Raw genomic sequence first — 12,939 nt, 5'->3', positions numbered from 1 at the left:
AAAAATTCTGAATTTAATCCTTCTCTCCGCCAAGACTTCAGTTAAACTAACTGCATAAAATTAGAATATTGCGCATTACAACGGTCTTATGAAGCAAAAACAAATTCTCTGTGTTGAAGATGAAGCCGCAATCGTACTGCCACTGCGTTATGCGCTTGAGCGTGAAGGCTGGTCTGTCAGTTGGGCCAATACAGGCACTCAAGCACTGCAGTTCCTGACACAACAAACCTTTGATTTTATTATTCTTGATGTAGGACTACCTGACCTGAATGGCTTTGAAGTCTGTAAACAACTGCGCCAAAAATACCACACCCCATTGCTATTTTTAACCGCAAGAGATGACGAAATTGATCGGGTGGTCGGACTCGAAATTGGTGCAGATGATTATTGCAGTAAACCCTTCAGCGCACGTGAAATTGTGGCGAGAATTAAAGCCATTTGGCGCAGAATGGAAGCGTCAACTCAGCCTGTGGTAGCAGTGCCGCGACTCCATGAAACAGAAGTTATTTTGCAATCTACAACATGGTCATGCAACCCACAGTCTTTGCAGATTCATTATCATCAACAAGCACTACAACTGACTCGCTATGAATACCGCTTGTTATTTTTACTGATTCAGCATCCTGAACAGGTGTTTAGTCGCCAACAGCTGATGGATCATATTTGGGAACATCCAGAGCATAGCTTAGAGCGTACGGTCGATACCCATATCAAAAGTTTAAGACAGAAACTCAAACAAGTTACCCCAAATGAAGACCCTATTCGAACCCATCGTGGTTTTGGCTATAGTTTAGTTAAATTGAGCTAAGCCATGTCGATCTTCGTTCGTATCTGGTTTTTCTTTAGCTTAGTCGTCGTACTCAGCTTAGGCTTTATCGCCTATACCCTCACCCAGCAAGTGAAACCCAATGTACGACAAGTGGTTGAAGATACACTTGCTGAAAATGCCAATATCATTGCGCAATTAATTGCAGAAGATGTCTATCAGCACCAAGTCGATACCCCAGAATTCGATCAAAAAATTCAGGCAGCTTTATCACGCCAACTCAATGCCACGATTTGGCAGCACAGAAAAGAACAAATCAATCAGCAGCTATATATCACTGACCAAAACGGTATCGTCATTTATGATTCTGAAGGTGAGGCTGTAGGACAAGACTATTCCAAATGGAATGATGTCTATTTGACGCTACAAGGAAAATACGGCGCACGTTCGACCGCAACCAATCCCTATGATCGCAATAGCAGTGTGATGCATATTGCTGCCCCAATAATTTATCAGCAACAATTACTTGGTGTGGTCAGTATCGGTAAGCCAAATCAATCGGTACAACCTTATATCGAACGTGCCGAACAACAATTGATTTACCAAGCTTTGTGGATTGCCGCGCTGAGCCTGTTACTTGCCAGTATGGTTGCATATTGGCTTAGGCATAGTATTGATAAAGTACGACGTTATGCGCAAGCATTGGCACCCGTGAATCAGGCCCCTTTCTTTTATTCTGCCAAAGAGCTTAATCAAGTGACCCAGGCCTTGAGCGAGATGCGAGAAAAACTGGAAGATCGTGGCTATGTCGAGCATTATGTCAATACACTTACGCATGAACTAAAAAGCCCACTCACCGCCATTCAGGCCAGTGCTGAGCTGTTACAAGATGATTTACCACTTGCCGATCAGCAACAATTCGCGACGCATATTGTTCAGCAAAGCCAGCGTTTGCAATCTCTGATTGAACGTATGTTGCTGTTAACACGACTCGAAAAAAATCAGCATACTCTAGAGTTTCAAACCCTCGATCTGAATACACTGATTCAGCAATGCATCCAGCAGCAACACAGCGCATTACAGCTCAAACACATTCAGCTCCACCTTGATCTTGCTCAGCAATGTACTGTATATGCAGACCCCTTCTGGCTCAAACAGGCAGTGAATAATTTACTCGACAATGCCAGAGATTTTTGTCCGCTTGATGGTCAGATCGCCATACAATTACAGCAAGATATTTCTCATCAAAACATCAGTTTATTATTTTTTAATGAAGGTGATGCAATTCCTGAATATGCCTTAGCTCGTGTCTTTGAAACTTATTTTTCCTTACCGCGTCCGCACAATCAGCAACGCAGTACAGGTATTGGCCTGAGTATCGTGAAGCAAATTATTCAACAACATCAAGGGGAGATTAACATTCAGAATATTGAAGCAAATCGCCTCGATTTCTTGGCATTCCATCAGTCGGGTGTATTGGTCACGCTTAGACTTCACACAAACTTCACTTAAGCTTCAAACTGAACTCATTCGAACTGCATATCACCTAGAGATACTGGTCTCACATCCTAACGACCAGAGAACATCTCATGCGCCGCAATTTTATTAATCTCAAAATCGGAGCCATTTTGTTCCTGATTTTGATTTTTTATATTGGTCTATTCTTTATTTCAGGTTTAGTCACTGAACGACAAAGCTATCAACAACAAGTCATTCATGACATTGCCAATGAACAAATTCGCCCACAACAAATCGTCGCGCCTTATTTAAAACTTCCCTATCAAGTTCAAACGACGTGCACCGACGAACAGAAGAAAACCTACCAATGTACTCAAACCCTTTTTGTCGCTTTAGGAGCAGAAACAACGGATTGGACGGCACAATTTAAGGTGTCGGACAGTACCTATAAACGCAATATTTATAAAGCCATCAGCTATCAAAATTCGATGTCAGGCAAAGGCCTATTTAAAGCTGTTGATAATGAGGCAAAACGTGATTATCTGTGGGAACAGGCTGAAATTATTTTCCCGATTCAAGATGCACGAGGGCTGAATGCCAAACCAATATTCAATATTGATGGTAAAGCCTATAAGTTTGATTTTTCCGAGCAAAGCCAAGGACAACGTGGTTTTGACATCATACATATTAGCGCAAAACAATATCCTGAACTGATTCAAAAGTTCCAGCAGGGTTTTAAATTTGCCTTGCAGTTTGATCTTGAAGGTCTCAGTGAGTTTAGTTTTATTCCAACCAGCTATGAAATGACCTATCAAGCCAAAGGCAACTGGGGTGATGTTAAATACGATGGGCAAAGCTTACCGTTTAAAAAGTCCAGCGCCAAACAGCAATTCCAAGCCAACTGGAAGAATATTGCGCTTGGTAAACGTAATTTAGAAAGTGTGTCACTGTGTGAAAATAGCCAATGTTTTTATCAAACCCTCAACCCACAAAATGTCCCAGCAGGCGCGGCTTATGATACGAATACACCCTCAAATATTTCAGGTATTTCGACTCAATTCTTAGAACCTGTCAATATTTATACCCAAACCGACCGTGCCATCAAATATGGCATCATGGTGATCATTATTACTTTTGGTTGCTTCTTCTTATTCGAAGTTTTAAAGCAGCTCAAAATTCATCCCGTTCAATATGCACTCGTCGCCATGGCACAAGGTGTATTCTTCGTTCTATTGCTTTCAATCAGTGAATACTATGCCTTTTCTCTGGCTTATCTGGTCGCGGCAAGTGCCTGTGTCGGTCTCATTACTTGGTATTTATACTTTGTTGTGAAGGGCATGAAAGCTGCTCTCTTCTTCGGTATTTTGCTGGGGGTACTATACGGCATGATGTATCTGTTACTGCAATCCAGCGGCAAAACTTTCCTATTTGGTTCCATCCTCTCCTTCATTCTAATTGGCTGTGTCATGTTCATCACCCGTCATGTCAATTGGTATCAATCCGAACAACAAAGCATCTAAACGGTGTTGGGGCGAAAGCTTGTCTTCGCCCCTTTTATAAAATCGACGAGGAATAAAAAATGTATCAAACCAACCATTCGACATTGAGCCAGATGAAACAACTTTGCCCTGCTCATAGTTCAATTGCCACATGCTTAAATCAATTACGCCAAGCTAAAATTCAATTTCTTAATCTGGGCAATATCATTATTTGCCCACAGTTACGCTGCATCTTATTTTTTCAACAACGCAATTTAATGGAAATAGAAACTTTTTTAGCCTGATTTATACAAAATTACACTGCGGCTGAATCGCATCAAGTACAATCCTAAACACAATTTTCGATTAGGTAGTTACTATGTCTGTGCAACGACTTCATGTCACTTCACGTTATTGCGAAGTCGCAATTTCAGGAAATCTTGTTCATTTAGCTGGTCAATTAGCAGATGATACGAGTGTCGATGTGAGTGCACAGACCCAACAAACATTAGACAATATTGATCGATTACTTGCAGAAGCAGGCACAGATAAAACTCATATTTTATCTGTCATTATCTTCTTGAAAGATATTGAAAAAGATTATGCAGCTATGAATGCAGTATGGGATGCGTGGATTGCTGAGGGACATCCCCCAGCACGTACCTGTGTCGAATCTAAACTTTACACACCTGATGTGTTAGTTGAAATGACAGTAACAGCGGTTCTCCCTTAATAGGATTTCACCGCAAATTCATTATATTTCATCATTCGATCCGCTTTCGCAATTGGCATTGATGTTGTCGTGGAAGCGGTTGAGACCGTCGCGGATTCAAACAGATCAGGAACCAAATCTTCTCTGAGCTCTTGCTCTGTTGGAATACTGCTATAACGCAATACTCGATAACCCGCCAGCTCAAGTAAACTGTCTTGATAGTGCTTTTGATGTAGGCGGTTCACATAAGATTCGTCGGCAATTTCGATAATCGCAAGCACTTGATGCTGTTGATCTAAAACCACAAAATCAGCAACCAAACCCTGATATTTACGACGTGTATGTGCAAATTTTGTGGTCAAAAGTGCATCAAAAGAAACATGTGCCAACACGGTATGACGCGGTAAAACAGCCTGTAAACGCATGAGTGTAATCTGTTCTGCGATATTCAAAATACCACGGCGTTTGAGTGGACTATCCTGACGCCTGTTTTGTTGTAGGCGGCGAAGCGCAAGTGCTGTGATCAACAGCAACCCAACTATTGTTATAAAATAATACATTTCTAACCAATCCCTTTAGATTTTTTATAATCATTTTGGCTTTATGCCAATTTTTTTAATCAATAACAGCGATAGCAAAGTCATTTTGCAGTGCAAACTTAAGTTTTTTAATCGTGTTTTCCTAGACGACCAAAGTCGTAACAGCTCTCTGCTCTTTATTTATAATCATTACACACCCAATATTCAAGTCGTTATTGTCAGTTTATGTTTCTATGACTTATAGTTTTACGGTTAATTTGTGAGCAATCGATTATTTGTAAATAAAAAAAAGCATGGTGAATTCACCATGCCTTCTTCAACCGCTCATTAACGAGGTGCTTTGCCTTTCGACTTGGGTTTGCCTGAAAATGGTCTTTTCTCGCCAGTTTCACGCGGTGGTAAACCCGTATGTTGCGTGAGCAGCTGACCTTTCTGTGGATGTTTCTGACCCGACTGCGAGCGAGACTGTCCTTGACCACGTTTTGCCGAATCTCCTGCAACAGAGGAATTCTTTTTACGCGCCGATTTATATTCACCTTCAGCAGTACCTTGTGGCTGATAGGTTGGAATCAAATGCTGCTTTGAATTTCCGATTAAATCTACGCGCCCCATTTCTTTCAAGGCTTCGCGTAATAAAGGCCAGTTGTTTGGATCATGGTAACGCAAGAACGCTTTATGCAAACGACGGCGCTTTTCACCTTTAACGATATCCACATTTTCCGTATAACGCGCCACCTTAGACAATGGGTTTTTGCCTGAGTAATACATTGTGGTTGCAGTTGCCATTGGTGATGGATAGAAGGTTTGGACCTGATCGGCACGGAAACCATTCTTTTTCAACCAAATCGCCAAATTCATCATGTCATAATCCGTGGTTCCCGGATGCGCAGCAATGAAGTATGGAATTAAATATTGTTCCTTACCTGCTTCCTTACTGAAACGCTCAAACATTTGTTTAAAGCGGTCATAGGTTCCGATGCCTGGTTTCATCATCTTCGATAATGGGCCATTTTCGGTATGCTCAGGCGCAATTTTCAGATAACCACCGACATGGTGCTGAACCAGTTCTTTGACATATTCAGGGTTTAATACCGCAAGGTCATAACGCAGACCTGAACCAATCAAAATTTTCTTCACGCCTTTGATTTCACGCGCTTTACGATAAAGCTGAACCAAAGGGGCATGGTCCGTATGCAGGTTTTGACACACCCCAGGGTAAACACAAGACGGCTTACGGCAATTCTTTTCAATTTCAGGGTCTTGGCAATGCAAACGATACATGTTTGCTGTTGGCCCACCTAGGTCTGAAATAATGCCTGTGAAGTTTGGTGCTGTATCACGAATCTTTTCAATTTCACGTAAAATTGAATCTTCCGAACGGTTTTGGATAATGCGTCCTTCATGTTCAGTAATCGAACAGAAAGTACAACCACCAAAACAACCACGCATGATATTGACAGAGAACTTGATCATATCAAATGCAGGGAAACGCGCATTGCCATAAGCGGGATGCGGTAAGCGTGCATAAGGCAAATCAAAAACGTAGTCCATTTCCTCAGTGGTTAAAGGAATTGGCGGTGGATTGATCCAGACATCACGCTCACCATGACGTTGTACCAATGCACGGGCATTACCCGGATTGGTTTCGAGATGCAAAATACGGTTGGCGTGCGCATATAGAACCTGATCATTGGCCACTTCTTCATAAGAAGGCAAACGGATCACGGCCAGTTCACGTGGTGGTAATTTATGTTTAATCGCTTTCGATGGCGCAGGTTTCAGCTGTACGATCTGCGTATCTGGATCTAAATTGTCACCTTCACGTACGATCGGATTGGCAACGAATTCTTTCTGGAAGTTCTGATATTGTGCCAGTGAGTTGCCTTTTTCTTTTTCAACTTCACAGCCATCAATATCTTCAGTCATCACATAAGGGTTGATGATCTGATCAACACGCCCGATGGTATCGACATCGTTACTGGCGATTTCAACGAATTTTGCTTTCGATTTTTTATTATGTTTATTGATAATAAATGCAGTGCCACGAACATCAGTAATCTCGTGAACTTTTTCACCTTTGGCTAAACGATGCATCACATCGATAATGGCACGCTCACCATTACCATACATCAATAAATCAGCCTTCGAATCCATCAAAATTGAACGGCGTACTTTGTCAGACCAATAATCATAATGTGCGATACGACGTAAGCTGCCTTCAATCCCACCGAGCAAAACGGGTACATCTGGAAAAGCCTCACGACAACGTTGGCAATACACCGTTGCTGCACGATCTGGACGCTTGTTTGCTTCATTATTAGGTGAATACGCATCATCAGAACGGATTTTACGATCTGCCGTATAACGGTTGATCATTGAATCCATATTGCCTGCGGTCACGCCCCATGCGATGGTCGGCTTACCTAAAACGCGGAAACTCTCTGCATTGGTCCAATCTGGCTGTGCAATGATTCCAACACGGAAGCCTTGTGCTTCAAGCACACGCCCAATCACACCTGATACAAAAGATGGATGGTCAATATAGGCATCACCACAAACCAAGATAAAGTCACATGCATCCCAGCCGAGTAGATCCATTTCTTCTCGTGACATCGGCAAAAATGGTGCGGGTTCAAAACACGACGCCCAATATTTGTCGTAATCAAACAGCGCTTTTGGCGCAGTCTGCATGGTATAGGCAGTAGACATAGCTTGCGAATCTCGGCTAGCAGATGGAGGAGAGACATCTAAAGATGAAAGCCGATCATTTTAACATGAATTTCATTCATTTTTATAGATCAAAAAACAAACAATGGCGTTTCCCCAAAAAGTATTTGTAACTTATTGAGGATAATAGCATCATAAGTTAATGATAATTATACTTTTTCGTTCAAAAAACCTTCTTTAATTTCAGCAGGTAAATCTTGATGCCACCACATATAAATAGAAGCTTTAATTTCTTCATCTTCATCAGGATCATTAAAAGGTTCATCATCTTCACGGATAAGCTCATCGCCATTAAATTTGAACCAAAACTCCCATGGATCATCATCACCACAGCCCCAAGCTTGTGCATGAATACCAGGTAATACTCCTTTTAAAAATAATAAAATATTTTCAATGTTTTCATCACCATTTGAGCCATGGGTAAAATCTAGTACAGCAAACCCATCAACATAGTACAGTGTCTCTGGTGTAAGATCATGTTCAATCGAATCGATCAAATCAACCAGCTCTTGAGTAATCTCACCTGCTTGCGGATTAATTAGTAAAGCTGTCTGAATGAACTTTTCTTCATCTCCATGATGAGTTGTAAATAAAACTTCTAATTGCCCCATGATTGTTGAATCAGGATGTTTATAATAAACGCGGCTATGTAATTCCATATTATTTTCCCCAATTTTAATATTATCTCTACACCCAAATAGGTGCTTGTTTAAATTACTAAATCTTCAGAACTTTTATCAAGTTTATGCGACTTTATTTGTCGTTTTATTTTCATTCTTCATTAAGCGTATCGCGAGCACAAAACCGATCACTAACACCACAGCGACACTCAAATTAATTCCACCCCATCCAAAACGCTCCCAAACCAAACCCGCACTACTCCCCAGTAAACTCGATCCCATGTAATAGCAAAATAAATAGAGTGAAGAAGCGACCGCACGATATTGTACAGCTTGCACTGATACCCAACTGCTGGCTGTTGAGTGAGCGGCAAAAAATGAAAAAGTAAAAATAATTAAGCCAAGTAAAATTGTCCAAAGAGATGGAATTAAAGTAATCAATAAGCCAAGCATCATCATCAGTAACAGCACTGGCAACACCTTATCTCGACCATATTTAAAGCCCCACTGTGCAGCTTTGGGAGAACTATAAATACCTGCCAAATAAGCAATTGAAACTAAACCAATCCATGTTTGCGATAAATGAAAAGGTGCTTCTAATAAGTGATAGCTAATGTAGTTGAACACCGTCACCAAGCAACCCATCAAGATAAAGCCTTGAGCGAACAAGATGCGCAATTTAGGATCTTTTAGATTTTGCTCAAAAGCAGCTTTAAAACGGGAGAATCGAAATGGATAAGGTTTAAAATGCTGAGACTTTGGCAGTAATAAATAGAATAAGCAGGCAATAATAAAATTCAGTAATCCAATCGCATACGTTGCTGCTTGCCAAGAAATAAAATCAACCAAGACCCCAGCAATCAAACGTCCGCCCATTCCCCCAATGGCTGTGCCAGAGATATACAACCCCATTGCAAAGCCAATATCTTGCTGTGCAATTTCTTCTCCAATATAAGTCATGGCCACAGCTGCAACGCCACTCACGGCTAAACCGATCAAAACACGGGTACTCAGGAAGACTTCCCAAATCGGAAAAGAGGCACTGATTAGCAGTAAGATCGACACCAGAAACAAGGCAAATACCATAATCGGTTTACGGCCAAAGCGATCAGAAATAAAGCCTGTGAACAATAGACCTATTGCCAGGGCAATAGTGGAAAATGATAAGGGAAAGCTGCTATGTGTGGGTGTGACATGAAAGAATTCTGCAAAAATCGGCATCATTGGCTGTACGCAGTACAAAGATGAAAATGACGCAAAACCAGCAAAGAACAATGACCATAAAATCGCAGTAAACGATTTCGAACCATATTCAATATGGGTTGGACGTACAGCTGACTCAGACATTGGAACTCCTTATGCCCAATCAGTATACGCCTTCGACCGAAATGAGGAATGATCATTTCGGCCATTTTTTACCTAAAGTTTAAAATAATGCTTTGGGTAAGCGAATTTGGATGATCTCGTTATCATCGGCAAGTTTGGCATTTCGACCCGATGAACCCGGAAAATTATTGTCATTCAGCACGGTGAGCGTAGTGCCATTTTCAATAATCACATCTTCAATGGTTTCAAATGGGAAGGAAAATACATTGCCCGTTCCAATATCCCCATCTCTTGCGGTGCCATACAACCCGTTTGGATTGGCAATTTTGATTAAATCGACCAAGTCTTCGCGTGCTACCACTTGCTTCGGCTCATTGAACTTAACTCGAATCAGTTTCTTATGTCCTCCAAGATTATTTTGGCTGACATCCCGTTCAATGATAATGCCTTCTTTATCATTAAATAGCTGAAAATCTCCGATATTGGTGGCTTTACTGTCAAGTACAAACCAATAATAGAGCCCTGTATAGGCTTTTTTCTGGAGGTCAAACTGAGAAATTAGCAGCCTTCCCGTCGCGTCATTGACCAGTGGCTTTTCCAGTAAAGGATATAAATACTTGCCATCTGGAGAAATCGCCATCCCTTCGAAGCCACTACTACGCCCAACCAAAGGCTCAACATAATTAATATTGGCTTTGTTGAGCTGATTTTGTGGCGAACGTAATTCTTGAGCTGGATTAAATGGATTCGGCAAGGCAATCGGCGCATCGATTAACACCCCTTCTGCGGAAAAATGCAGTAAGAATGGACCAAATTCATCGCCAATCCAATACGTACCATCTGGCGCACGTTGCATCGATTCAGGATCAAAATCAGCTCCCGTCAATAAACGTTCTGCGGTATTGCCATTCACAATCTCAAATGGAATCAGTTTATTTGGATCACGTAATTGAATAAAACTTTGCACAGTGACCTGCCCAGTGCCTTTGCTTTTGGTTCTAAAATCGGCTTTGATTTTATAAATGCGTAATAAGAAATCCGCTGAATTATCTTGTGTACCAAAGCCATTATCAGCCATCGCCATATAACTGCCATCATCATTTTTTAAAGCGGCAGAAAAGCCCTGTACAGGTTGTCCTTTAAATGGCGGATAAATGCCATTAGCACCACTGACGGCTTTACCCGAGTCAGGCCCTGCCGCATATGTTGCTACGGGCAGTTTGGCAAAAGAAACCAAGGTGGGTTCTGTCACTTTGTCTGTCGATGAAATCTGATCTTGATTATTGTCATCATTACAGGCGGTTAAACCCAAAGCGGTACAGCAGAAAAGCGCCAATACTGTTTTATTGTTCATGGTTTTATACATTTGGTAAAAAATCATGCACATTTAAACAAGCTTTGATGACGCTTTGACTGCAATAACGTGAAATCTTTATGGCGGAAAGATGACAACGTAACAGAGGGATGCCAGCCATAAATTAAGGAACTTTCATTTCACGCTGTACGGCTACAGTTTAGTCGGTGAATATTCTCCAGCAATTGCAGCCTTTAAAAAATTCTGAAAAGTCGGACACTGCATATGGTTGTCTGCGGGACACACTGCCGCATGTCTCAGTCCTTCACTAATAAAGTGCAAGCGTCGTGTCATCTGTTCCAGTTGTTCTGCCTTGTCATTCAGCATCTTACGATCCAACTCAGGTCGACCATCTTGCCCAAACATATGCGCAATTTCATCTAAAGAAAAGCCAGCCGCACGCCCCAATGCAATCAATGCCAATTGATCCAATACCTGCTTGGCATACTGTCGACGTAAGCCATGCCGACCAATCGATTGAATTAAACCTTTCTCTTCATAAAACCGCAGCGTTGATGTAGCGACATTGGCTCGTTTAGCAACTTCAGCAATATCCATAAATACCTCTTGACTTCAAGTTGACTTGAACTTGCACAATAAATTTATCACGTTTTGTACAGAGAAGATCAAGGTGGAAAAATGAAAACATTTGAACTGCTATTCCATACCTTCTGTTTAGGTGTAGGCGCAACATTCATTATCGATATTTGGGTATTTATCTTAAAACAATTCAATATCCCAACACTCAATTTTGCTCTGCTTGGCCGTTGGGTCGGTTGGATTTTTCGGGGTCGGGTTTTACATACATCGATTGCGCAAAGTCCAACCATTCAACATGAATACTGCTTAGGCTGGATTGCACATTACAGCGTGGGAATCTTATTTGCATTCGGGTTTATTTGGGTCGTGGGCGATACATGGTTACTACAACCCCAATTTTTTTCTGCCTTCAGTTTTGGACTGATTACGGTACTAATTCCATTTTTCATTATGCAGCCAGCCATGGGTGCAGGCTTTGCCTCAGCCAAAACGCCAAAACCGCTGATGAACTGCCTTCGAAGCTTGATCAATCACAGTCTATTTGGCTGTGGTTTATATCTTACTGCTCAATTACTGCAACGCTTTCAATGAGGATGAACCATGAAATCTATTGCCATTATTTATCATAGCCGCCAAGGGCATACCCAATTTATCGCACAGCAAATTCAGGTTGGTGCAGCACAGATCAAAGATATAAAAATCGATTTATTTACAGCAGAACAGTTGATCCCTCAGCCAGAATTATTGATTCAATATGATGGTTTAATCTGGGGTACACCGACCTATTTAGGTGGAGTTTCAGGCACCTTAAAGCAATTGATGGACGCCACTGGCCCACTTTGGAAAAAGCAAAATTTCAAAGGCAAATTCGCCGCAGGTTTTACCGTTTCCTCTCTACCAGCAGGCGATAAGCAATCTACACTCATTTCACTTTTCACCTTTTGTATGCAACACGGTATGATATGGGTGGGCAATCCGATCCTACCAGAGCAGCATCAAGGCATCCCTGATACACAGGCTGCCAACCGCCTAGGCTCTTGGTCAGGATTAATGGCACAAGCTGAGCATGCCAGTGCAGCCAATGCCTTTGTATTTGGCGATATTAAAACGGCTCAACTATTTGGACAAAATTTTGCATTGAGTTTAAGTGCATATCAAGGAGTGATGATCACGTGAAGGCGGCAAGTCTTTTATTTCCACTTATCCTATCCTGCATGATGTCTTTTTTGATTTCAGGTATTACCACTTTAAAAGCAGTTGGCTTTATCGATCACTTCTTTTCAATGTGGATGTCAGCATGGATTGTGGCGTGGATGTTTGCATTTCCAAGTGTATTGATCTGCGCACCAATTGCACAAAGGTTGGTGGGCTTTATCCTGAAAAAGCGTTAATCACCATAAACTTAGCTTTGATAGGCGT

14 protein-coding genes are annotated in these 12,939 nt (G+C 41.5%); 8 read left to right on the top strand and 6 right to left on the bottom strand.

From position 1 onward, the window contains the following. Positions 1–88: 88 nt before the first annotated feature. The 5 genes from creB to F887_RS16690 all read left to right on the top strand — a co-directional run bounded on the left by creB (position 89) and on the right by F887_RS16690 (position 4,435). Positions 89–808 carry a two-component system response regulator CreB gene (creB, locus tag F887_RS16670; RefSeq protein WP_005291164.1) on the top strand — a complete coding sequence of 240 codons (720 nt, stop codon included), beginning with the start codon at positions 89–91 and terminating at the stop codon, positions 806–808. 3 nt (positions 809–811) lie between these two features. Then, positions 812–2,278, top strand: a complete 1,467-nt coding sequence (gene creC, locus F887_RS16675; protein WP_005291161.1) for a two-component system sensor histidine kinase CreC — start codon at positions 812–814, stop codon at positions 2,276–2,278. A 77-nt stretch (positions 2,279–2,355) separates the two neighbouring features. Next, complete coding sequence (gene creD, locus F887_RS16680; protein WP_005291158.1) at positions 2,356–3,744, top strand: cell envelope integrity protein CreD; 1,389 nt, start codon at positions 2,356–2,358, stop codon at positions 3,742–3,744. A 59-nt stretch (positions 3,745–3,803) separates the two neighbouring features. Then, entirely contained in the window at positions 3,804–4,007 is a 204-nt protein-coding gene (locus tag F887_RS18750; protein ID WP_005291155.1) for a hypothetical protein, read from the top strand. Positions 4,008–4,081: 74 nt separating this feature from the next. Next, positions 4,082–4,435, top strand: a complete 354-nt coding sequence (locus tag F887_RS16690; RefSeq protein ID WP_005291153.1) for a RidA family protein — start codon at positions 4,082–4,084, stop codon at positions 4,433–4,435. Here F887_RS16690 and F887_RS16695 read toward each other — a convergent pair. The 6 genes from F887_RS16695 to F887_RS16720 form a co-directional block, all read right to left on the bottom strand. Next, positions 4,432–4,974: a DUF2726 domain-containing protein gene (locus F887_RS16695; RefSeq protein ID WP_005291150.1), complete on the bottom strand. Its 543-nt coding sequence runs from the start codon at positions 4,972–4,974 to the stop codon at positions 4,432–4,434. The two genes, F887_RS16690 and F887_RS16695, sit on opposite strands and share 4 nt — an antisense overlap. A 306-nt stretch (positions 4,975–5,280) precedes the next feature. Further along, on the bottom strand, positions 5,281–7,662 hold the full coding sequence (locus F887_RS16700; RefSeq protein WP_005291147.1) for a YgiQ family radical SAM protein: 2,382 nt from the start codon (positions 7,660–7,662) through the stop codon (positions 5,281–5,283). 167 nt (positions 7,663–7,829) lie between these two features. Further along, positions 7,830–8,339: a hypothetical protein gene (locus F887_RS16705; RefSeq protein ID WP_005291145.1), complete on the bottom strand. Its 510-nt coding sequence runs from the start codon at positions 8,337–8,339 to the stop codon at positions 7,830–7,832. A gap of 84 nt (positions 8,340–8,423) precedes the next feature. Then, positions 8,424–9,647 (bottom strand): MFS transporter, encoded by a 1,224-nt coding sequence (locus tag F887_RS16710; protein ID WP_005291142.1) that lies wholly within the window; start codon positions 9,645–9,647, stop codon positions 8,424–8,426. A 79-nt stretch (positions 9,648–9,726) separates the two neighbouring features. Next, a complete protein-coding gene (locus F887_RS16715) occupies positions 9,727–10,980 on the bottom strand; it encodes an esterase-like activity of phytase family protein (RefSeq protein WP_171067379.1) in 1,254 nt (417 codons plus the stop codon). A 153-nt stretch (positions 10,981–11,133) separates the two neighbouring features. Beyond that, positions 11,134–11,538 (bottom strand): helix-turn-helix domain-containing protein, encoded by a 405-nt coding sequence (locus tag F887_RS16720; RefSeq protein WP_005291137.1) that lies wholly within the window; start codon positions 11,536–11,538, stop codon positions 11,134–11,136. Positions 11,539–11,619: 81 nt separating this feature from the next. Here F887_RS16720 and F887_RS16725 point away from each other — a divergent pair, with 81 nt between their 5' ends. The 3 genes from F887_RS16725 to F887_RS16735 are packed head-to-tail and all read left to right on the top strand — an operon-like array spanning position 11,620 to position 12,911. Further along, positions 11,620–12,111: a DUF2938 domain-containing protein gene (locus F887_RS16725; protein WP_005291133.1), complete on the top strand. Its 492-nt coding sequence runs from the start codon at positions 11,620–11,622 to the stop codon at positions 12,109–12,111. Positions 12,112–12,120: 9 nt separating this feature from the next. After that, entirely contained in the window at positions 12,121–12,696 is a 576-nt protein-coding gene (locus tag F887_RS16730; protein ID WP_005291130.1) for a flavodoxin family protein, read from the top strand. After that, positions 12,693–12,911: a DUF2798 domain-containing protein gene (locus tag F887_RS16735; protein WP_005291128.1), complete on the top strand. Its 219-nt coding sequence runs from the start codon at positions 12,693–12,695 to the stop codon at positions 12,909–12,911. The genes F887_RS16730 and F887_RS16735 overlap by 4 nt, the downstream gene beginning before the upstream one ends. Positions 12,912–12,939: the final 28 nt, after the last annotated feature.

Origin of the sequence: Acinetobacter sp. NIPH 2100, from assembly GCF_000369805.1 — a bacterium.
Classification (GTDB): Bacteria; Pseudomonadota; Gammaproteobacteria; order Pseudomonadales; family Moraxellaceae; genus Acinetobacter.
The sequence above is the reverse complement of the archived record's forward strand: the minus strand, read 5'-3'. Positions and strand labels throughout refer to the sequence as shown.